The 21,413-nt window shown below is 70.9% G+C and carries 22 protein-coding genes; 3 read left to right on the top strand and 19 right to left on the bottom strand.

Translation table 11 applies throughout. The features are described from left to right. Positions 1-74: 74 nt before the first annotated feature. The 17 genes from E3T49_RS01670 to E3T49_RS01590 all read right to left on the bottom strand — a co-directional run bounded on the left by E3T49_RS01670 (position 75) and on the right by E3T49_RS01590 (position 17,201). Positions 75-761 (bottom strand): helix-turn-helix transcriptional regulator, encoded by a 687-nt coding sequence (locus tag E3T49_RS01670; protein ID WP_134422883.1) that lies wholly within the window; start codon positions 759-761, stop codon positions 75-77. Then, positions 761-2,677: a heavy metal translocating P-type ATPase gene (locus tag E3T49_RS01665; RefSeq protein WP_134422881.1), complete on the bottom strand. Its 1,917-nt coding sequence runs from the start codon at positions 2,675-2,677 to the stop codon at positions 761-763. The genes E3T49_RS01670 and E3T49_RS01665 overlap by 1 nt, the downstream gene beginning before the upstream one ends. Positions 2,678-2,699: 22 nt before the next feature. Next, complete coding sequence (locus E3T49_RS01660; protein ID WP_134422879.1) at positions 2,700-2,969, bottom strand: heavy-metal-associated domain-containing protein; 270 nt, start codon at positions 2,967-2,969, stop codon at positions 2,700-2,702. Positions 2,970-3,014: 45 nt separating this feature from the next. After that, a complete protein-coding gene (locus E3T49_RS01655) occupies positions 3,015-3,764 on the bottom strand; it encodes a Crp/Fnr family transcriptional regulator (RefSeq protein ID WP_241972586.1) in 750 nt (249 codons plus the stop codon). Beyond that, entirely contained in the window at positions 3,761-4,525 is a 765-nt protein-coding gene (locus E3T49_RS01650) for a helix-turn-helix transcriptional regulator (protein ID WP_198414203.1), read from the bottom strand. Before E3T49_RS01650 ends, E3T49_RS01655 begins: the two co-directional genes overlap by 4 nt. Before the next feature lie 71 nt (positions 4,526-4,596). Next, positions 4,597-7,218, bottom strand: a complete 2,622-nt coding sequence (locus tag E3T49_RS01645) for a multicopper oxidase domain-containing protein (RefSeq protein ID WP_134422877.1) — start codon at positions 7,216-7,218, stop codon at positions 4,597-4,599. After that, positions 7,215-8,390: a hypothetical protein gene (locus tag E3T49_RS01640; RefSeq protein ID WP_198414202.1), complete on the bottom strand. Its 1,176-nt coding sequence runs from the start codon at positions 8,388-8,390 to the stop codon at positions 7,215-7,217. The genes E3T49_RS01645 and E3T49_RS01640 overlap by 4 nt, the downstream gene beginning before the upstream one ends. A 21-nt stretch (positions 8,391-8,411) precedes the next feature. Then, positions 8,412-8,702 carry a DUF2249 domain-containing protein gene (locus tag E3T49_RS01635; protein WP_134422875.1) on the bottom strand — a complete coding sequence of 97 codons (291 nt, stop codon included), beginning with the start codon at positions 8,700-8,702 and terminating at the stop codon, positions 8,412-8,414. 83 nt (positions 8,703-8,785) lie between these two features. After that, a complete protein-coding gene (locus E3T49_RS01630; RefSeq protein WP_241972585.1) occupies positions 8,786-9,253 on the bottom strand; it encodes a molybdenum cofactor biosynthesis protein MoaE in 468 nt (155 codons plus the stop codon). A 47-nt stretch (positions 9,254-9,300) separates the two neighbouring features. Next, positions 9,301-10,512 (bottom strand): acetyl-CoA C-acetyltransferase, encoded by a 1,212-nt coding sequence (locus E3T49_RS01625; protein ID WP_134422873.1) that lies wholly within the window; start codon positions 10,510-10,512, stop codon positions 9,301-9,303. Further along, entirely contained in the window at positions 10,509-11,204 is a 696-nt protein-coding gene (locus tag E3T49_RS01620) for a CoA transferase subunit B (RefSeq protein ID WP_134422871.1), read from the bottom strand. Before E3T49_RS01620 ends, E3T49_RS01625 begins: the two co-directional genes overlap by 4 nt. A gap of 2 nt (positions 11,205-11,206) precedes the next feature. Further along, a complete protein-coding gene (locus E3T49_RS01615) occupies positions 11,207-12,007 on the bottom strand; it encodes a CoA transferase subunit A (RefSeq protein WP_134422869.1) in 801 nt (266 codons plus the stop codon). A gap of 19 nt (positions 12,008-12,026) precedes the next feature. Further along, positions 12,027-13,208 (bottom strand): bifunctional 3-oxoadipate enol-lactonase/4-carboxymuconolactone decarboxylase PcaDC, encoded by a 1,182-nt coding sequence (gene pcaDC, locus E3T49_RS16790; RefSeq protein WP_134422867.1) that lies wholly within the window; start codon positions 13,206-13,208, stop codon positions 12,027-12,029. Continuing rightward, a complete protein-coding gene (locus tag E3T49_RS01605; RefSeq protein ID WP_134422865.1) occupies positions 13,205-14,650 on the bottom strand; it encodes a lyase family protein in 1,446 nt (481 codons plus the stop codon). The genes pcaDC and E3T49_RS01605 overlap by 4 nt, the downstream gene beginning before the upstream one ends. Continuing rightward, positions 14,643-15,224 carry a protocatechuate 3,4-dioxygenase subunit alpha gene (gene pcaG, locus E3T49_RS01600; protein ID WP_134422863.1) on the bottom strand — a complete coding sequence of 194 codons (582 nt, stop codon included), beginning with the start codon at positions 15,222-15,224 and terminating at the stop codon, positions 14,643-14,645. Before pcaG ends, E3T49_RS01605 begins: the two co-directional genes overlap by 8 nt. Beyond that, a complete protein-coding gene (gene pcaH / locus E3T49_RS01595; protein ID WP_241972584.1) occupies positions 15,217-15,993 on the bottom strand; it encodes a protocatechuate 3,4-dioxygenase subunit beta in 777 nt (258 codons plus the stop codon). Before pcaH ends, pcaG begins: the two co-directional genes overlap by 8 nt. A 26-nt stretch (positions 15,994-16,019) precedes the next feature. Further along, positions 16,020-17,201 (bottom strand): 4-hydroxybenzoate 3-monooxygenase, encoded by a 1,182-nt coding sequence (locus E3T49_RS01590; protein WP_134422859.1) that lies wholly within the window; start codon positions 17,199-17,201, stop codon positions 16,020-16,022. Positions 17,202-17,391: 190 nt separating this feature from the next. Here E3T49_RS01590 and E3T49_RS01585 point away from each other — a divergent pair, with 190 nt between their 5' ends. Together E3T49_RS01585 and E3T49_RS16065 are read left to right on the top strand one after the other, a co-directional pair. Further along, positions 17,392-17,742 (top strand): hypothetical protein, encoded by a 351-nt coding sequence (locus tag E3T49_RS01585; RefSeq protein WP_134422857.1) that lies wholly within the window; start codon positions 17,392-17,394, stop codon positions 17,740-17,742. A 113-nt stretch (positions 17,743-17,855) separates the two neighbouring features. Next, complete coding sequence (locus E3T49_RS16065) at positions 17,856-18,299, top strand: hypothetical protein (protein ID WP_166785444.1); 444 nt, start codon at positions 17,856-17,858, stop codon at positions 18,297-18,299. A gap of 39 nt (positions 18,300-18,338) precedes the next feature. Here the strand turns inward: E3T49_RS16065 and E3T49_RS01575 are convergent, their stop codons facing one another. After that, positions 18,339-18,995 (bottom strand): response regulator transcription factor, encoded by a 657-nt coding sequence (locus E3T49_RS01575; protein ID WP_134422855.1) that lies wholly within the window; start codon positions 18,993-18,995, stop codon positions 18,339-18,341. A 2-nt stretch (positions 18,996-18,997) separates the two neighbouring features. Further along, complete coding sequence (locus E3T49_RS01570; protein ID WP_134422853.1) at positions 18,998-20,473, bottom strand: sensor histidine kinase; 1,476 nt, start codon at positions 20,471-20,473, stop codon at positions 18,998-19,000. A 67-nt stretch (positions 20,474-20,540) separates the two neighbouring features. Here E3T49_RS01570 and E3T49_RS01565 point away from each other — a divergent pair, with 67 nt between their 5' ends. Continuing rightward, entirely contained in the window at positions 20,541-21,377 is an 837-nt protein-coding gene (locus E3T49_RS01565) for a TIGR00645 family protein (RefSeq protein ID WP_134422851.1), read from the top strand. Positions 21,378-21,413: the final 36 nt, after the last annotated feature.

Raw genomic sequence — 21,413 nt, 5'->3', positions numbered from 1 at the left:
GCCCCTTGCACTGCCCGGGGTCGCCATGGCCGGCAACCACCCTCGCAGTCCAGTCTCAGGGGCGGGAAAAAACGCTACAAGCCGGAAACACCGTGACAAATGATTGCCGACTGAGGCTGCACGTCGGGGGTGGGTTCGGCGTCGGAGCGGTGCAGGTCGAGGACACAGGTGTTGGGTTCGACCAGCGGATGCAGCGCGTCGGCGCTCAGCGGGCCCTCGGTCGCTTCGAGCAGGCTCTTCAGCAGCCCGAAGTGCACCCGGCAGACCTCCGGGTGCGCCTTGACCATCTCGCTGTACGGGCACTCGTGCAGGTGCACGTGGTCCCCTTCGGCACCGTCGATCTCGAGCCGCGCGTCGAAGCCGGACCCGTCGAGGTGGTCGTCGAGGGCGTCCAGTTGCCGCTGCAGCGGCGAGTGGATGACGGCCTCGACCCGCAGCATCCGTCGCACCTGATCGCCGTGGCGCTCGGCAGCCTCCGCCTTCGCCGCCCGGATGGAACCGTCGGCGTAGTCCGGGCCGGCGGCGGCGCTGTACAGCATCCGGGGCCGGCCCTTGGATTCCTTTCGTTCCGGCCGGCAGGTGACGAAACCATCCCCGATCAGGCGTTGCAGATGCTCGCGGGCCGTGTTGTGGTGCAGACCGGTGGCCTCCGCCAGGTCTCCAACCGTCATCGTCCCGCGTTGCTGCAGGAAGTACAGCAGCTGGATCCTGCTGAACGACGCGAGCGTGCGGTAGCTCGATGAGGGGTAGGAAGACGTCATCAGGCCATCATCTCTCTTCTCTCTGACTTATCTGACTTATCCAGCATTTTTAGTTGTGCGCGCTGCCCGGGCCGGCGCAGCAGGCGCATCGCGTTCACGATCACGATCAGCACGGAGGCCTCGTGCACGAGCATGCCGACGGCCATCGTCACGCCGCCCAGCAGCACCCCGGCCAGCAGCAGGGCCACCGTGATCAGGGCGAGGGCCACGTTCTGGTGCATCACGCGCACCGTGCGGCGGGCCAGGTCGATGGCGGCGGGGAGCATCAGCAGATTGTCGCCCATCAGCGCGATGTCGGCGGTCTCGACCGCCACGGCCGAACCGGCCGCGCCCATCGCGATGCCGATGTGCGCGGTGGCCAGGGCCGGGGCGTCGTTGACGCCGTCTCCCACCATCGCCACGACGTGGCCGTCCCGCCGGAGTCCGGCGACGACGTCGAGTTTGTCCTCCGGCAGCAGCGACGAGCGCAGCTCGTCGATCCCGACGGCGTCGCCCACGGCCTGCGCCACCAGTGGACCGTCGCCGGTGAGCATGACGACCCGGGTGACCCCGGCCGCGTGCAGCCGGGTGACCATGTCGGCGGCGTCGGGGCGCACCTCGTCGGCCACGGCCAGGACACCGGCGATGATGCCGTCGAGAACGACGATCAGCGGCGTGCGCCCGCGGGCGGCGAGACCGGCAGCCACCGTGGCGGCGGCATCCGTGCCCGCGATGGAGTGGGCGCGGAGCAGGGCCGGGTTGCCGATCAGCACGGTCCGGCCGGCCACGCCGGCCACGATGCCCTGGCCGGGCACGTTCAGCACGTGTTCGGGCAGAGGGACGAGCCCCGACGATCCCTCGCGCGCGGCGGCCTGCACGATCGCTCCGGCCAGCGGATGCTCCGAGCCGGCCTCCGCCCGGGAAGCCCAGTCGAGCAGCTCGGCCCGGGTCAGGGCGGGGTCGAGCACCACGACGTCCGTCAGGACCGGGCGGCCGCGGGTGAGGGTGCCGGTCTTGTCGACCGCGACGACCGTGATCTTCGCAGCGGTCTCGAGGAACTCGCCGCCCTTGATCAGGATTCCGAGCTGGGCGGCACGGCCGATCCCGGCGACGATCGCGACCGGGATCGAGATGACCAGGGCACCCGGGCAGCCGATCACGAGCAGGGTCAGCGCCAGGAACACGTCGCCCGTCACCAGGCCGACCACGAGGGCGAGCACCAGGATGCCGGGGGTGTACCAGGCCGAGAACCGGTCCATGAAGACCTGGGTCGGGGCCGTGGCCTCCTGGGCCTCCTCGACCCGGTGCACGATGTGGGCCAGGGTGGTGGCGGCGCCGACCTCGGTGGCCCGCACCTGCAGCAAGCCGCCGGTGGAGATCGTGCCGGCGAAGACGCGGTCTCCGACGGTCTTCTCGGCCGGGAGGGACTCCCCCGTGATCGAGGCCTCGTCGAGGGTGCCGGCACCCTGCGCCACGGTACCGTCGACGGGTACCCGGGCGCCGTTCTTGATCAGCACGGTCTCCCCGGTCAGCACCGACCCGGCCGGGACCTCGAGCTGCTCATTGTTCCGCAGCACGAGGGCGACGTCCGGGGCCAGGGCCACGAGCGCGGTCAGGGCGGAGCGGGTGCGGTTGAGGGTGGCCGTTTCGAGGGCGTGCCCGATCGCGAACAGGAAGGTCACGGCGGCGGCCTCCCAGTATTCGCCGAGCACGATCGCGCCGACCGCAGCGACCGAGACGAGCAGGTCGATGCCGACCACCCGGGCGAGCAGCGCCCGTCCGGCGGTCCGCAGGATCGGGGTCCCGGCCACGACCGCGGCCGCCACCATCGCCGCGTCGGCGACGATGGGCGGCACCGGCAGGAGGCCGAGCAGCCAGGCGACGGCGATTAAACCGCCGGAGGCGATGGGGATCAGGTAGCGGCGCAGGATGGTCATGTCACTCCCCCGGGACCGGCGGTCAGAACGCGGCCAGGCGGGCGGTGTAGCCGGCCTTGCCGACGGCGGCGATGAGGGCATCCGTGCTGACGACGGCCGGGTCGTGGTCGATCTCGATCCGGGCGGTGGCGAAGAACACGGTCACGCCGGTGACTCCGGCGAGGCGGCCGATCTGCTTCTCGATCTTGGCGACGCAGGACGGGCAGGAGAAGCCGTCGGCACGCAGGATGGTGTGCACGGTGGCCGGGGTCGATGTCGGGGTGGAGGTCGGGGTTGCAGTGTGTGTTGTCATGTCTACGACGTTACGAACCCGGGGCGCAGGCAACCATGACGCGCGTCACTTTGCCGCAAGCAGGCCGGGACGGTCGAGCACGGCGGTCCACCGCCGCCCGGACTCGATGAGCCCGTGCCGGCGCAGGCCGCTCATGGCACGGGACACCGACTCGGCGCTCGTGCCGGTCATGGCGGCCAGGTCGGCGCGGGTCAGGGGCAGCTGGATCAGGGTCGTTCCCACGCTGTCCCCCGGCACACCGAAGGTGTCGGCGAGGCGCAGCAGGGTGGCTGCCACCCGCGTGGTCACGGTGACGGAGGCCTGCTCGGCCTCCATCGACCGGGCCCGGTGCAGACGCTCGACGACGACGTCGAGCACGCGCAGCGCCACCGATGGATGCGTGAGCAGCAGCTCCCGGAAGGCAGCCGATTCGAGGCGCAGGGCGCAGGTGGTGACCAGCGCGACGGCCGTCTCGGGGTACCGGCCCTCGTCGAGAGCCGTCAGGGAACCCAGCACGTCTCCCGGGCCTAGGAAGTCGAGGCTGGTGGACTGCCCGGTCGACGTCGATCGGAACGCCTTCGCCTGGCCGGCCGCGAGCAGGTACACGTGCTCGGCCGGCTCACCGGCGGCGAACAGGGTGTCCCCAGGGCCCCAGGAGAGCGACGGCATCCGGTCGGCCAGGTCGGCCAGCGCTTCGGCCGAGAGATCCTGGAAGATCGGGATCTGGCCCAGGATGGTGAGCCGCATGGCGGCACCGCACGGATGCGGCTGCGCACAGGTGCTGCGCAACGGCACGGTGCGCCGGGCACCGGTCACGATGCCTCCACCGCGCGGGTGAGATGCGCCAGACACACGCCGGGCCGGGCGAACGGCTCGAGTCTGACGCTGACAGCAGGCGCGTGCAGGCGCTCGAGGGCACCCTCCATGAGTCCGCGATGCACCGAGCAGACGACGTCGCTGTTCTCCGTCGCCACGTCTAGGAACGGGCAGCGGTGGAGTTCGATCACGGTAGGAGCGGGGTCTGTTCCGGCCGTGTGCCCAGGCCCCGGCACCTGGAGCTTCGGCGCGAACCCGATCTCGTCGAGAATCTCCACGACGCGCAGGGTCGCGGTGCCGCCGTCCACCGGCGCGGCCGGCCCGGAGTCCGCGGCGGAGCCTGCGGCGGAGTCTGCGGCAGGGCGCGCGTCACCGCGCTGGACCAACTCGCTTCCCCAGTTGCGCCCGGCAGCCGTTGCCGCCGTGACGCCCGAGTTCCCGCTCGCCGCCAGGCTGCCCGCGAGGACGCCGGCCAGCAGACGGTAGGAGTCGTCGGGGACCTCGCCCACGGGCGCGGCGGCACTGTACAACAGTCTCGGGCGGCCCGGTCGGGACCGTGCCTCGACGGATTCGACGGCCAGGCCGACCGCCACCAGTCGATCCAGATGCGAACGCACCGTGCTCGGATGCAACCCCACCCGCGCGGCAAGGGCGGGAACGTCCAGAGGCTCATCGCTGGAACGGAGCAGTTCGAGGATGGCGACCCGGCTGATGCCGGACAGGGCGTGGTGGGTTCGGGCGTCGAGCGATTCGGTGGGCACGAGACTAGTTTTCCTTATCAATGTCGTAAAAACAACCGCACCGGGAGCGGGACCGGACGGCCGCTCCGATCTCAGGGCGCCACCCGGACGACCCCCCGGGCGCCCTTCTCGGCGTCGGACATGACGTGGCTGACGAAGGGGTAGTTGCCGGCCTCGGGGAACGTCAGCTCAACGAAGCCGCCCTGGGCCACGGCCAGGTCGAGCACCTGGGAACCACCCGTCCCGGTGCTGCCGCCGTCCCGCAGCAGGTAGTCGCCCTCCTTGTAGACGGTGTCGAACTGGCCGCCCACGATGTGGAAGGAACTGCCCACGTTCGGCCCGGCGTCGAGTACCCAGATACGCACCTTCTCGCCGACCTTCGCCGCGAGCGGGCGGGCGCCGTACTGGTTGGCGATGCCGTTGAACACCACCAGGTCGGGGAACTGCGCCGCCACCTTGTCGGCGTCGGCCTCCCCGCCCTGCACACCGAGGTAGAACTCGGACTGCACCAGCACGTACTCCCGGTCGACCGGGATGAGCCCGGGTGGATCGATGATCACGGCCCCGAACATGCCGTTCGCGATGTGCACCGACATGGGCATCGTGCTGCAGTGGTAGAGCCAGATCCCCGACCGGGTCGCGGTGAAGCGGTAGGTCAGGCTCTCCCCCGGGTTGATGCTGCGCATGGGTCGGTCGGGCGCGAGGGCACCCGCATGGAAGTCGATGGAGTGCTGGATCGACCCGTCGTTGACGAAGGTCACGTCGAAGACGTCGCCGACCTTCCCCCGCAGAGTGGGGCCGGGAGCCGTACCGTTGAACGTCCACAGGGTCTGGGTGACGCCGGGCGACACCTCGATTTCGACGTCCTCCACCCGCATGGTCAGGGTGTGCACGGTCTCCGCGCCCGCCGCTCCGAGCGCCGCCTCCCGCGCCGTGAAGTCGGCGTCGGGTTCCCGCATCAGGTCGAGGTCGTCCGCCGCGCCGGCCGAGCCGGCGGGGGCCGCGGAGCCGTGGCCCGTATCCCCGTGGTCGGCAGACTCTCCCCCGACGGCCACGACCGTGAGCACCATGCCCAGGAGCTTGTGTCCGGCGATCGAACACCAACCCTCGACGTCGGCCGCCACGACCCCGACGTCAACCCGAGCGCTGGCGCCGGGGGCGATGGAACCGGAGACCACGCCGGTGGCGAGCACGAGGTTGTGCACCATGTCGTCGGCGTTGGTCAGGTTGATCACCAGGGTGTCCCCGGCGGGCACCTCGATGGTGTCGGGGCTGAACAGGGTGTCCTTCATGACGACGTCGACCGTGGTCGTCCTGCCGGTCGCCGCCACGTCGACGGATGCCGCGGCGCCGGTGGCCCCGATGCTCGGGATGCCGGCGGCGGACGGGTCCAGGGCGATCCCGAGGGTCACGGCCAGGAGCAGGGCGCCGACGGCCGTGACGGTCGGGCCGGTGCGTCGTGGCGGTGACACGGCGACCGGCGGCGACGCCGGGCTCGGCGGAACCGTCGCATCCGTCGCCCGGCGCAGCCGACGATTCTGCCGCAGGGCCCTCGTCATCAGCACCAGGAAGGAGGCGAGCGCACCGACGACCAGGAGGGAGACGGTGACCTTCACCAGGCTGGGCACCGGCAGCAGGTACAGGACCAGTCCACCGTTGACGACGATCGCCCGGAACAGGCCGCCGCGCTCGAGTTCAAGGGTCGTGGCCTTGGACACCCGCGGCCCCCCGCCGAGTACGACCGGCAGCAGGTAGGTCAGGGCGCCGAGCAGGATCTGAGCCGCGAAACCGACCGCGAACACCGGCACGAGCTGCTCGAGCCGGTCCGCCGCGAGAACCCAGCTGGGCGCGAACGCGACGAGAAGGCCGAACCCGAGCACACAACCGAAGAACCAGGCCAGGGCGGCGCCGAGGCTCCAGCCGGCGAAGGTGACGGCCGGCGACTGCCTGGCCAGGCGCACGGCCTCCACCAGCACCAGGCCGAGCGCGACCAGGTAGAGCAGCACGCCCGCGGCGGCGACCAGCCTCTGATCGATCAGCGAGCCGAGCCCGAGCACGGTCAGGCCGGCCAGGAACAGGGGCAGGGTGCCCTGGTTCGAGGCGCGGGTCGTCTGCACCCGGGCGTGCAGCACGGTCGGCCAGAGCAGGGCCACCGTACCGATGACGGTCAGGCCGACCCAGCCGAGCAGGTTGAGCCCGATATGGGCGATGAACAGGCGCTCGTAGGTCTCGCTCCCCGAGTCCGTGCGGGCCATCAGCACACCCAGGGCCACGCCGATCGCCAGCGAGACTCCGGCCGCCATGTAGTACCGCACGAGCGGCGCGAACCGGCCGGGCAGCGCACCGCGCGACTGCCGGAACAGCAGCAGCGCGTGCACGAGCGCATTCGCGCCGACCAGGATGCCGCCGGCCAGCACGACGGGCCACCAGCCGCCGACGATCCCCACGATCACGAGCACCGCGCCCACGGTGTGCGCGCCGAGCCGCACGCCGAGCCCGGTCCGCCCGCCGGGAGCCGGCTGCCGGAGCAGGGTGTCGGCGAAGTGCTGGCTCCAGATCAGGATGGCGGTACTCACGGCCCCCAGGAACAGCAGGTGCACCATGAGCCAGGGCGCGACCGGCAGGAAACGGTGGATCAGCACGGCGACGAGGGTGAGCAGGAGCCAGGCCGGAACCAGAAGTCCGGTGAGAATGTGCCACAGCCGACGGCTCATGGTTTGACTTTCGGTTCGAGGGTGAGCGGGCGGGGCGGGGTGAGCGGGCGGTGCGGGGTGAGCGGGCGGTGCGGGGTGAGCGGGCGGGCCGAGGCCTGGCGTCGCGGCGTTCCGCGGAGTACCGAGACCACGGCCAGCAGAACGAACAGCAGCACGGCGACGATATTGGCCACGCCGCCCCACTGCACCAGGGCCGGCAGGCCGCGTGCGTCACCGAGCAGGATGCGCGCCAGCAGGGAGACGTGCAGCAGCACGACGGGCAGGTAGAGCACGGGCCGGTAGGGCAGCGGCCGGCGCAGTACGGCCGGCAGGATCGTGGGGGCGTGCGCCATGATCATCGACATCACGAACCCCAGGAAGACGGCGTGCAGCACGGCGTCGTAGCCGGGACCGGAAAAACTCGGGCCGACGATGACCCAGCTCGCGCCCACCGAGAGCAACCAGCCGTAGCCGGCCAGCAGGCACGCGGCCATGTACCGCGGCAGACCGGTGCTGCGGATGAGACGGGACGCCACATCGTGCCGGAACAGCCAGGCGACGAGCCCGAGCAGGCCGAGCCCGAGAACGGGGTAGCCGAGCGCCGGCCAGAGAAGAGCGAGAACGGTGCCGAGGGTCAGGACCAGGCCGGCGACCAGCATCCGGATTTCGGCCCGGTGATCGACGGAGGGCGAGATGCGGGCGAGTTCGAGGCGTTCGCCGGCGATCGTGAGCACGAGGTAGAGCGTCATCGCGGGCACCAGTCGTGGAACGGGCACACCGCCGAGCCAGAGCACGGTGGCAGTGAGGCCGAGCAGGGCGCCGAGCGCCTGCACGGCGGTGGACGTGGAGGGCTGCCGGAGCCAGATCGCCCGGTAGATGACCAGCAGAACGGCCGACCCGGCCACGAAGGCAACCTGACCGACCAGCAGGGGAAGCGGAGACACGATAGCCAGACCGCCCAGGCCCAGGAGCCCCGGTGAGAGGTAGGCCCAGGTCTTCCTCACCGCGACGGCCCGCTCGAGCACGACGACGGTGCCCACGAACCCGAAGACCATCAGGGGTCCGTGCACATCCGCGAGTCGCGCAGTGAGAACCGGCGCCGAGAGACCCAGCAGGAGCAGCGCCCCATCGAGGCCGGCCAGCAGGGCGAGCCCGCCGAGCAGCAGAAACGCCAGTCGCCCATTGCCGTGCATGGTTGGTCTGATCTCGGGTGGCTAGGCGGCGCGGGTGAAGCGGATGCGCCAGGCCTCCGGGCCACGCTCCACGTACGACACGGTGAACGCGCCGGGTCGGGCCTTCTCCAACTGCGCCAGCAGCGGCAGCGGGTCGTGCGGGGCGATCAGGTCGAGCGAGAAGCCGGGCTGGATGGATTCCAGGGCACCGAAGATGGCCGCGTGACGAACCGCGTGCGGGATGGTGCGGCCGTCGAGCACGATGGTCTCGGCCTCGTCATGGTTGCAGGTGCACGTGTGCGCGGTGGTCAGGGTGATGGGTTCGGCGGTCATGGAATGGATCCTCCTCAGGGGCACGACCGAGCCGTGCGCTAATAAAAAGGATACACGTCCGTTTTATGAATCCGTACGCCGGTTCAGGTCAGCCCGACCCAGGCGGTGGACCCGTCGACCTCGTATTGCTTCTTCCAGATCGGCACCTCGAGCTTGACGGTTTCCACCAGGCGCTCGCAGGCCTCGAAGGCGACGGCGCGGTGGGCGCTCGCCGCGGCCGCGACCAGGGCCAGGTCACCCACGTCGAGGTGGCCGATCCGATGGCTGACCGACAGGTTCACCTGCGGGTACTCCGCGGCGACCCGGGCGAGAATCTCGGACAGGATGCGGCCGGCATCCGGATGCGCGCTGTAATCGAGGCCGGTCACCTGCCCGGCGGCGTCGGGATCGTGGTCGCGCACCTGGCCGATGAAGGTCACGACGGCCCCGCAGGATCCCGTCGACACGTCCGCGACGTGCGCGGCCAGGTCGAGCGGCGCCACGGTCACCTGGTTGATGGTGCTCGAGTCACGGTTCGCGTCGCGTCGGTCGGTCGTTCCTTCAGAATTCACACGTTCAGAGTACGCGCGGATGCGGGAAAGGTTGCGACGGCCGCTCGCTACACCCGTTCGAAGATCGCGGCGAGTCCCTGACCGCCGCCGATGCACATGGTCTCGAGCAGGTAGCGCCCACCGGTGCGGTGCAGGTGCCGGGCGCCGGTGGCGAGGATGCGCGCCCCGGTCGCTCCCACCGGATGCCCGAGCGAGATGCCCGACCCGTTCACATTGGTGCGTGCCCAGTCCGCCTCGGCGAATTCCCATTCCCGGCTGACCGCCAGAACCTGCGCGGCGAAGGCCTCGTTGAGTTCGATCAGGTCCATGTCGGCCAGGCTCAGCCCCGCACGCTGCAGCGCCCGGGCCGTGGCCGGCACCGGCCCGATCCCCATTCGGGACGGTTCCACCCCGGCACGCGCCCACGTGACCAGCCGCACCAGCGGGGTCAGCCCGAGCTCGGCCGCCCGTTCCGGGGTGGTCACGATGCACGCGGCCGCGGCGTCGTTCTGGCCGCTGGCGTTTCCGGCGGTGACGGTGGCGTCGGCATCCGTCTCTCGCAGGATCGGGCGGAGGCCCGCCAGCACCTCGAGGCTGCTGTCGGCCCGCGGGGTCTCGTCGGCGGAGACCACGACCGGTCCCTTCCGGCCCGGCACCGTCACCGGCACGATCTCGTCGTCGAACCGGCCCTCGGCCACGGCGACGGATGCCCGCGCCTGCGACCGGAGAGCCAGGTCGTCCTGCTCGGCGCGGCCGATGCCGTATTCGCGGCGCAGGTTCTCGGCGGTTTCGAGCATGCCCCCGGGCACCGGGTAGCGGCGACCGCCCGCGGTCTCGCGGCCGCGGCTGAGAGCGTCCCGCAGCAGGATTCCGGCGCCGCCGCCCACGCCGAAGCGGGAGTCGACGGTGTAGAACGGGGCCTGGCTCATCGATTCGACGCCGCCGGCGACGACCATGTCGCTGACACCGGTCTGCACCTGCATGGCCGCGTCGAGGATGGCCTGCAGCCCCGAGCCGCAGCGCCGGTCCACCTGCACGCCGCCGACCGTCACGGGCAGGCCGGCGTTCAGGGCGGCGACACGTGCCACGGAGGCCGCCTCCGCGGTCGGGTAGCCCTGGCCGAGGATCACGTCGTCGACCACGGCCCCGTCGATTCCGGTTCGTTCCAGCAGCGCCGCGATCACCGCCGCGGCGAGGTCGGCGGGCGCGACGGCCGCGAAGACACCGCCGAACCGGCCGATCGGGGTGCGCAGCGGTTCGCAGATGACGACGTCCCTCATGACGCGGGCCCGGGTTCGGGTTCGGACGCAGTGAGACGCGTGTGGATGAGCGTGGGCGTCTTCGGCACGAGCAACGGCACCTCGGTGGCCGCCTGCACCTCGGCCACGGTGAGGCCGGGCGCGATCTCCCGCAGCACGAGTCCCTCCGGCGTCACGTCGATCACGGCCAGATCGGTGATGATGCGGGTGACGACGCGTTTGCCGGTCAGTGGCAGAGAGCACTCGTTCACGATCTTGAAGTCGCCGTTCTTCGCGGTGTGCTCCATCACGACGATGACGGTGTCGGCGCCGTGCACGAGGTCCATGGCGCCGCCCATGCCCTTGATCATCTTGCCGGGCACGGCCCAGTTGGCGATGTCGCCGGACCGGGAGACCTGCATCGCGCCGAGCACGGCCACGTCGATCAGGCCGCCGCGGATCATGCCGAAACTCTGCGCCGAGTCGAAGTAGCTGGCCCCGGGGTTGACCGTGATGGTCTCCTTGCCGGCGTTGATCAGCTTCGGGTCCTCCTCGCCCTCCCACGGGTACGGGCCCACACCGAGCACCCCGTTCTCGGAGTGCAGGATGACGTGCACCCCCTCCGGCAGGAAGTTGGGGATCAGCGTGGGCAGCCCGATCCCGAGGTTGACGTAGCTGTCGGGGGTGAGTTCCTGCGCGGCGCGCGCGGCCATCTCATTGCGGGTCAACGGCATGATCAGCGGTCCTTTGCGACGGATGCGGCGGGCCGCGGCCGGGTGGTGGTCTTCTCGATCGGCAGGTCGGCGGCCAGGGCGCCGGAGAGCTCGACGATGCGGTGCACGTAGATGCCGGCGAGGTGGATGGCATCCGGGTCGAGCTCCCCCGGCTCGACCAGTTCGTCGACCTCGGCGATGGTGAGGCGTCCGGCCATGCCGGCGACCGGGTTGAAGTTGCGGGCGGATTTCTCGAACACGAGGTTGCCGTGCCGGTCGCCCTTCGCGGCGCGCACAAGGGCGTAGTCGGTGACGATCGCCTCCTCGAGCACATACTCCTTCTCCCCGCCGCGGAGCGAGGCGAAGGTGCGCGTCTCCTTGGGCGGCGACGACACCGTCACCTGGCCGTCGGGCCCGTAGCGCCAGGGCAGTCCGCCCTCGGCGACCATGGTGCCGACGCCGCTGGCGGTGAAGAAGGCGGGGATGCCGCTGCCGCCGGCCCGGAGCCGCTCGGCGAGGGTGCCCTGCGGGGTCAGTTCGACCTCGAGCTCGCCGCCGAGGTAGCGGCGGGCGAAGTCCCTGTTCTCGCCGATGTAGGAGGCGATCACCCGGCTGATCCGCCCCTCCCGCAGCAGTTCGCCGAGGCCCCAGCCGTCGACGCCGCAGTTGTTGGAGACCACCCGGAGGTCGGTGGTGCCCTGCGCGAGGAGAGCGCGGATCAGCACGATCGGCACGCCGACCAGGCCGAACCCGCCGACGGCGAGGGAGGCGCCATCCGGGATGTCGGCGACGGCGGCCGCGGCAGAAGTGAACGTCTTATCCATGGAACAGTCCTTTGGTCCGTCAGTTCGAGCGCTGCGCGTCGATGGTCGTGAAGGTATCGCGCACCACGGTGAGCGCGGAATTCGCCGCCGGCACCCCTGCGTAGATCGCGGTGTGCAGGATGGCCTCGCTGATCTCCCTGCGGGTCAGCCCGTTGGTCAGGGCCGCGCGCACGTGCATGCCCAGTTCGTTCTCGTGCCCGCCGCTCACCAGGCAGGCCAGGGTGAGGAAGCTGCGGGTGCGCCGGTCCAGGCCGGGCCGGCTCCAGATCTCCCCCCACGCGTAGCGGGTGATGAAGTCCTGGAAGTCGGCGGTCTCCGGGGTGATCGCGGCGGTCGCAGCGTCAACGTGCGCGTCACCGAGAACCGCGCGGCGCACAGCCATTCCCTCGGAGTAGGTCTCCGCCGCGGTGCGGGAGCGCGCCGCCTGACGGCCCAGGTGGGCCTCCAGCAGGGCTGCCGCCTCGGCAGGCCGCTCGAGCGGGGCCAGATGTGCCGCCCCGTCGATGGTCTCCAGCCGGGCCCCCGGGATGCGGCGGGCCAGGGCGGCCAGTTGGGCGGGCGGGGTGGACCGGTCGAACTCACCCGCGACGCAGAGGGTGGGAACACGGATGCCCGCCGCGGCATCCGTCACGTCGAACTCAGCGAGGGCCTCGCAGCAGAGCGCGTACGACTCGTCGTCGACGTCGAGGAGTTGGTCCAGCGCGGCGGAGCCGGCGGCCGGGTCGCGGTCGAGGAACCCGGGCGCGAACCACCGTTCGGCACTGCCCGCGATGATGGAGGGCGTTCCGCTGCCACGGATCCGGGCGGCCCGCTCGACCCAGCCGGCGACAGTGCCGATCCGGGCCGCGGAGCAGATGACGGCGAGGCTCTGCAGGCGCTCCGGGTGGCGCAGGGCCAGCTCGAGTCCGACGGCACCGCTGAACGACACCCCGGCGTAGTGGAAGGCTCCCCCGCCGACCGAGTCGACGAGGGCGATCACGGCATCGGCGACCTCCGCAACGGTGAACGGTTCCCGGGTGGCGGGGCTGACGCCGTGGCCGGGCAGGTCGAAGCAGAGCACCCTCCAGGAGGCGGAGAGCCGTGCGGCCACACCGTCCCAGAGCGCGGTGGTGGTGCCGAGCGACGGGCCGAGCACGAGCAGCGGCAGCGTGCCCGCGGCCGGCGCCGGTGCGACTGTGCCGCGGATGGTGGGCTGGGTCATGACGGTGTCCCCTTCGTCTCTGTGGCTCCACGGTACCGGGCGAGCACCCGGTCGATGCCGGCGTCGGTCTGCCCGAGGCTGAGGTCGTCGTCGAACGCGGTCCACACCCGCGACCGGAGCTCCTCGGGGTGACCGCCGGCGGTGATCAGGGCGGCCAGCACCACCCGCAGCGGGCGACGGGTGCGCTGGGCCTCCTCCGCCGCGCGCTGCACCAGGGCGAACGCCGCGGCCTTGCCGAGGGCCTCGGCGAGCAGGGTGGTCACCCGTTCGCTGTACACCAGGCCGTCGGTCAGGTCGAGGTTGCGCAGCATCCGTTCCGCGTCCACGTCGAGCCGGCCCGCCAGCGAGGCGGCGCCGGCGACCGCGCCGAGGGTCAGCCGCTCGAGCAGTCGCAGGCTCTGCCACTCGGCGTGCCAGGCTCCGCCGGGACGCTGGTCCTCGGCGAGCAGGCTGCCGAACAGGGTGGCGGCGAGCGCGGGAGTCTGCCGGGCGGCCGCCGTCACCAGCACGGCCGTCACCGGGTTGCGCTTGTGCGGCATCGCGGAGGATCCGCCCTGGCCGGCCGCCAGCCGCTCACCGACCTCGGCGATCTCGGTGCGGGAGAGCACGGTGACGTCGAGGGCGAAGGTGCCGACGCTCCCGGCCACGGCGGCGAGCGCCGCGGCCAGCCCGGTCACGGGCAACCGGTTGGTGTGCCAGCCGATTCCGGGCACGCGGAGTCCGAGCTCGGCGGCCAGGTGCGTCGTGACCGCATCGACCGTCTGCGTGGCCGGCACTGCGGGCAGGCGGGACCGGGCGATATCGCTCAGAACGGCACGGTTGCCGACGGCGCCGCCCAATTGCACGGGCAGGCTCGCCCGCACCCGATCGAGCTGCTCGGCGGCCGTCAGCACGGCGTCGAGCCAGCCGGCGGCGATGAAGCCGAAGCTGGTCGGGGAGGCCTGCTGGCCGAGGGTGCGCCCGGCCATCACCGTGCCGCGGTGCCGGTCGGCGAGCGCCGAGAGGCTGCCGGCCAGATCGAACAGCCCGGCCGCGAGCTCGCCGGCCACCCGGTGTGCGACGAGCATGGCGGCGGTGTCGAGGATGTCCTGGCTCGTCGCGCCCACGTGCAGGTGGTCGGATGCCCCGGGCCGGCGGCTCTCGGCGGCCGCCGCCAGGTGCGTCACCAGCGGGATCACGGGGTTGCCGCCACCCTGCCCCTCGACTGCGATCCGGGCCAGGTCGAGTCGTCCGGCATCCGACAGCTCGTCGCAGACCGTGGTCATCCAGTCCGGGGCCAGCCCGGCGGCGACCAGCCCGCGGGTCAGGGCCAGCTCGACGTCGACCATCGCCTGCAGCCAGGCTGCGTCGCCGGTCAGCTCGTCGGCGCGGCTGCCGAAGCCGAGCGGGTGCAGCAGGCCGACGTCGTAGGACCCGGCCCCCTCGCCGGCTCGCTCAGGCATCGAAGTCCAGGAACACGGTCTCGTCGGCGCCCTGCAGCCTCACGTCGAACCGGTAGGACGGTGTTCCGCCCGGGTGGCCGTCGGCCACGCAGACCAGGGTGGCCCGGCGGGCGGGGGGCACGGCGCCCAGCACCGCGTCGCGACGGTGCGCCTCGGCGTCTTCGGGGAAGTAGGCGCGGGTGAACAGGTGGTGGATCAGTCCCCGGGCGAAGACGGTGACGACGATGTACGGGGCACCCCCGCCGACGGAGCCGGGCTTCACGGTGGTGAAGGTGAAGTGGCCGGCCTGGTCCACCGCCGCACGTCCGAATCCGGTGAAGGTGAAGCCGTCGCGGTCGAGGGCTCCCTGTTCCCGGCTGATGGCGCCGGTCTCGTCGGCCTGCCACAGCTCGAGGATCGCATCCGGTACCGGGTCGCCCGCGCCATCCGTCACGGTGCCGTGCAGGCGGATCGCGTGCGGGTGCCGGCCCGGCACGAGCTCGGGGCCCCGCTCGTAGGGCAGCGCGAAACCGTAGAACGGACCCACGGTCTGCGACGGGGTCTGAATGAACTCCGTGGGCTTCGGCTCAGTCATGGGCTTCCTCGCTCTCCATCCAGGTGGCTTTGGGGCCGGTGAGCACGATGTCCCAGTTGTAGCCGAGCGACCATTCGGGAACGCTCAGGTCGTGGTCGTAGGTGCCCACCAGACGGGCGCGGGCGGCCGGGTCGGTGATCGACTGGTAGATCGGGTCCAGCGCGAACAGGGGGTCCCCCGGGAAGTACATCTGGGTGATCAGGCGCTGGGTGAACGCGGTGCCGAACAGCGAGAAGTGGATGTGCGCGGGCCGCCAGGCGTTCAGGTGGTTGCGCCAGGGGTACGGTCCCGGCTTGATCGTGGTGAACGAGTACTCGCCGTTCTCGCCTGTGATCACGCGGCCGACACCGGTGAAGTTGGGGTCGAGCGGCGCCGGATGCTGGTCGCGCTTGTGCACGTAGCGTCCGCCCGCGTTCGCCTGCCAGATTTCGATCAGCTGCCGACGCACCGGGCGGCCTTCGCCGTCGAGCACCCGGCCCGAAACCGTCATGCGCTCGCCGAGGGGTTCGCCGCGGTGCTGGATCGTGAGGTCGCTCTCCAGCACGTTCACGTCGGTGTGGCCGAACGCCGGCGAGAACAGTTCGACTTCCTCCGGGTCGACGCGCACGAGTTCGTGGGTCGGGTGGCGCAGGATCGAGCTGCGGTACGGCGGGTAGTTGCGCCGCGGGTGCAGTTCGGGTGCTCCACCGTCGTCGACGCGGGCGCGCGCCTCCGCTTCGATGGCGCGCATCTCGTCGTTGATCTCGGACTGCGAGGTGTGGTCTTTCATGGTCATTCCTCTCTGTTCCTGGGCAGCTAGAACGGGAGGCCGGTGTACTGCTCGGCGAGTTCCCGCTGCGCGATCACGGAGTCGGTCAGGTAGTCGAGCCGGCCGAGCTGGCTGCGGTAGTTGAACGCCGCCGACTGCAGGTCGCTGGGGTCTCGGTGCAGCATCTCGGTCATCGACTGGGAGAACTGCTGCACCCGCCACTGGCGGCGGAGCGCGGTTTCCCCGTAGCCGGACAGAGGCGCGTCGTCCCCCGCGTAGTGGCTGACCAGGGCGGCGCCGAGCAGGGTCACGTCGGCGATGGCCGAGTTGAGACCCTTCGCTCCGGTGGGCGGCACGATGTGCCCGGAGTCCCCGGCAAGGAACAGGTTGCCGTAGGAGAGCCGGGAGGCGACGAAGCTGCGCATGGGGGTGATCGACTTGTCGGTGATGGCACCCTCGTTCAGCGTCCAGCCGGGAACGGCCAGCCGCGTCTGCAGCGCCTCCCAGATGCGCTCATCCGACCACTGGTCGATGGAGTCGGCGGTGTCGACCTGCAGGTACAGGCGGGACACCTGCGGCGAGCGCATCGAGTGCATGGCGAAGCCGTCCTCGTGCAGCGCGTAGATCAGCTCGTCGGTCGAGGGCGGAACGTCGGCGAGGATGCCCAGCCAGGCGAACGGGTAGCTGCGGTCGTAGAGGGTGAGCGCCGTCGGGGGGATGGACGCCCGGCAGACGCCGTGGAAACCGTCGGCGCCGATGATGAAGTCGGCCGCTATCGAGTGGGCTTCCCGGTCGTGGACGAACGTGACCCGGGGGGTCTTCGACTCGAGACCCAGCACCTGGACATCCGCCGCCTCGTAGTAGATCGTCGAGCCCGCGGCGGTGTGCGCCGTGATCAGGTCCTTGACGACCTCCTGCTGACCGTAGACCGTGACCGTGCGACCGATCAGCTCGTTGAAGTCGACGTTGCGGCGCTCGCCGGCGAATTGCAGGTAGATGCCGTCGTGCTCGAGCCCCTCGGCGTGGAGGCGCTCGCCGAGGCCGAGCCGGGTGAGGGTTTCGACGGCGCTCTGTTCGAGCACGCCGGCCCGGATGCGGGCGAGCACGTAGTCCTGGGAGCGGTTCTCGACCACGATCGAGTCGATGCCGGCGTCGCGCAGGGCCCAGGCCAGGAGAAGACCGGCAGGGCCGGCGCCGATGATGGCGACACGGGTGTTTTCTGGGGACACGGGTTTCTCCTAGCGACGGTGACAGGTGATGGTGTCATCCTGCGGGGTCACGGTGCCGACCGGGCCGGTTGTTCCCACTCAGTGGAAGGCAACCTGGCTGCGGCGGAGATGAGAGAGTTCTCATCCGACCCGTGCCTGAGTCTCATCCACACGGTCCAGACTGAACCGTATTCGTCGATCGGAGAAGACCATGAGCGATTCGCGCCCCTCCCGCCCGCGTCGGAGCTCGCTGCTGCTGATCGGAGCCGGCATCGGCGTCCTCCTGGCGTCGGCCGGCGCCCTCGCCCTGGTGAGCGGTCTTGCCATCGCGGATCAGCCGGGGCAGGCCGTGGACGTGCCGGCCCTGGTCGTGGAGGTGGACCCCGCACCGGGCCCGACCTCACCGGCTTCGCCCTCCACACCTGCTCCGGTCTCCCCCACGTCAGAGCCCGGGTCGCCCGCGTTGGTGCCGGCCCCGGCGCCGCTGGTCGTCGACGACGACGGGGATGACGACGCGATCGATGGCGGCGATGACAACGGCGGAGACCGGCCCGACGACTGACGCAGCACCCCGGATGAGAGAGCTCTCACAACCCTCTGGTTCGGGCCTCATCTCCTCGCGGAAGAGTGAGAGCCAGGTGATTCCCACCGAAGCCCCCGCCGAAGTCGGCGCAGATGAAAGGTCAGGCCATGTTCCAGATCCGCACCAAGCACACCATCGCCCTCTCCGCCGTCGGTATCGCCGGTCTCCTGTCGATCGGACTTCTGGCTGCCCAGGCCGACACCGGGGTGACGCCCACGACGCCGGTCTCCGGCGTGTCGAGCGATGACACCGCCACGGATGTCCCCACTCCGCTCGTGTTCCCGGGAGTCACCGATGACGTGAGCGACGCGCCCGATGACAGCGACGGACGCGTCGGCGGAGGCAACGGCGCCGACGACGTCAACGATGCCCCCGACGACAGCGACGGACGCGTCGACGACTCCGGTCACGACGACTCCGACGCCTACGACGACTCCGACGACTCCGACGACTCTGACGACTACGACGACTACGACGACTCTGACGACTCAGGTCACGAGGACTCCGGCGACGACAGCGACGACAGCGACGACTGACTTCCACACCCCCACCGGGCTATCGGCCGCGCTCTCCCCTCAGCGCAGCCGGTAGCCCATACCTCTGACCGTTTCGATCCGAGCGGCGCCGAACTTCGCCCGAAGGTAACCCACGTAGACGTCGACGATGTTGGAGCCGGGGTCGAAGTCGTAGCCCCACACCCGGCTGAGCAGCTGTTCGCGGCTCAGCACCTGGTCCGGATTGCGCAGGAACTCCTCCGCGAGGGCGAACTCCCGGGCTGACAGGTCGACCTGCCGGTCACCCACGATGGCACGGCGGGTGCGCAGGTCGAGCTCGAGCCCCGGGACGGCGAGCAGGGCCGGGGCGACGCGCACGGCATCCGTGAGTCGCAACCGGATCCGCGCCAGCAGCTCGTCGAAGCGGAACGGCTTGGCCATGTAGTCGTTCGCCCCGCCCTGCAGGCTGGCGAGGGTGTCCTCCGCCGAGTCCCTGGCCGTGAGCACGATCACCGGCAGCGTCGACGGTTCGGCGCGCAGCCGGCGCAGCACCTCGTAGCCGTCGATGCCGGGCAGGCCGATGTCCAGCACCAGCAGGTCGAACCCGCCGGTCAGCGCGTAGTCCAGCGCGTCGAGCCCGGAGGAGACCGTGACGGTGGTGAAGCCGGCGGCGGCCAGGCCCTTCTCGATGAAGGAGGAGATGCGCAGTTCGTCTTCGGCGATGAGGATTCGGCTCACGGTCAGGTCTCCGTCGTTTCGGGGCTGGTCTCGATCGGCAGCAGCGGCAGCTCGATCGTGAAGGTGGCGCCGGCCCCGGGGGCCGAATCGACCGAGACGGTGCCGCCGTGGGCACGCGCGATGGCCAGTACGATCGCGAGGCCGAGCCCGGAGCCGGCCGTGCCGCGCCCGCCGCCGCCGCGGTGGAAGCGCTCGAAGAGGTGGTCCTGCGTCTCGACTTCGATCCCGGGGCCGTCGTCACGCACCCACAGGCGTAGCCGCGGGGCTCCGGCGGCGTCCTGGTCGGCGGAGCTGCCGACGTCGACCGTGCCGCCGGCCGCACCGTGGCTGGCGGCGTTCGCCGCGAGCTGCAGGAGGGCCTGCGTCAGTTTCTCCGCGTCGACCGGCGCCACGACGTGCGCCGTCCGGGTGCTCACCCAGCGCTGGCCTGACAGTGCGGCGGCCTTGGTGCGCACCTGCTCCGTGAGGGCCGCGATGTCCACGGGCGTGCGGGTCAGGCGCATCGGCCGCTGCAGCTCGGCCAGGGCGGAGATGTCGCGCACGAGACCGTTCATCCGGTCGAGTTCGTCGATCGCGAGGCTCCGGGTGGCCCGCACGTCGGCGGGGTCGTCGGCGTCCATCAGCTCGAGGTGCCCGCGCACGATCGTGATCGGGGTCTTGAGCTCGTGCCCCACGTCGTCGAGCAACCGGCGCTGCCCGGTCAGGGCACCCTCGAGCCGGTCGAGCATGTCGTTCACGGTGCGGGTCAGCTCGGACACATCGTCGCGGCCCTCCACCGGGATGCGCTCACTCACGTCCGAGGCGGTGATCCGGGCCGCGGCCTCGCGCAGCGAACGGATGGGTGCGAGCAGCCGACCGGAGACGAACCAGCCCACCAGCCCCAGCACCACCAGGGCGAGGAGCGTGACCCGCAGGGAGGTGGACCAGGCATCCGTCACCGGCCCGAGCTCGGCGTCGAGGTCGAACGCGGCCACGAAGACCCCCTCGCCGGGATCGTTCGCGACACTGACCGGCGCAGCCACGTAGCGCACGGTCTGCCCGGGGCTGCTGACGGTGCCGAGAACGACATTCCCGTCTCTGGTCTCCGCGGTGACCCGGGCGACGAACGCCGCATCGTCTTCGAGCCGGAAGTCCACGTCGCCGCCGGGCGCGAGGGCCGCGGAGCCGTCGATGATCGCGAGGGTCGTCTCGTTGGTTCCGGGACGGATGCTCTGCACGACCTGGCCGAGCACCCCGTTCAGCGTCGTCTCCCCCGCGTCGGCGGCGACGAAGCGGGCGTCGTCGACGGCATCCGTCAGCGACGCGTCGACGGCGGCCAGCGTTCTCTCGCGCTGCACGACATAGGCGGTCGTGGCGGCGGCGAACATGCCTGCCGCCGCCACCAGCAGAATCGTCGCCAGGATGCGCACGCGCACCGACGGGACAGGAAGCCGCCGGGTACCCCCGGTCGCCCTGGCCTTCACCGGCTTCCCGCTCACGAGCACCACGCTACCCCGACACCCGGATACAGCGCTCTCCCATCCGGCCTCCCCCTAGGATTACCCGGTGACTGAAACCTCCACCGCCACCTCCTTCCGCTCCCAGTCCGGCTGGGTGAAAAGCGTCGGCCTGATGATCTTCTTCAGCCGCTGGCTCCAGGCTCCCCTCTACATCGGCCTCATCGTCGCCCAGGTCATCTATGTGATCGTCTTCATGGTCGAGCTCATCCACCTCGGCGAGGGCGTGCTGCACGCGTTCACGCACCCCGGCCCCGACGGGATCGTGATCGAAGAGGTCACCATCATGCTCGGCGTGCTCGGCCTGATCGACGTCGTCATGATCGCCAACCTGCTGATCATGGTCATCATCGGCGGTTACGAGACCTTCGTGTCGAAGATCGCCATCGACGGCCACCCCGACCAGCCCGAGTGGCTCTCCCACGTCAACGCGAACGTGCTCAAGGTCAAGCTCGCCATGGCCATCGTCGGCATCTCATCGATCCACCTGCTCAAGACGTTCATCGAGGTCGGCGACCTCGCCGCCCGCGGCTCCACGTCGACGGCGGGCCAGGAGAGCATCACCGGCGACGTCTACACCTGGGACGGCGTGCTCTGGCAGGTCATCATCCACATGGTGTTCATCGTCTCGGCCATCGCCCTGGCCGGGATCGACCGGATGTCGCAGGGTGCCGCCCACACTCCGGCCCCGGCGCCCGAACTGCCCGCCGGTCCCGGCCCGGAGCCGCTCGTGCTCGAGGCTGCGCCGCGACCCGCTGCGGACACCCGCGCGATCGAGGCCGGACCCGTCGGCCAGCTGCTGCAGCTGGGCCGGCTGCGCGACGCGGGGATCGTCACCGACGCGGAATTCGATGCCAAGAAGACGGAGCTGCTCGCCCGTTTCTGAGTCGCCGCGGAGTGGCTTCCGAGCCGCTTCCGAGCG

The organism is Cryobacterium cryoconiti, from assembly GCF_004403065.1.
Lineage (GTDB): Bacteria > Actinomycetota > Actinomycetes > Actinomycetales > Microbacteriaceae > Cryobacterium > Cryobacterium cryoconiti.
Note: the sequence above shows the minus strand (reverse complement) of the source record. Positions and strands in the feature narration are given on the sequence as shown.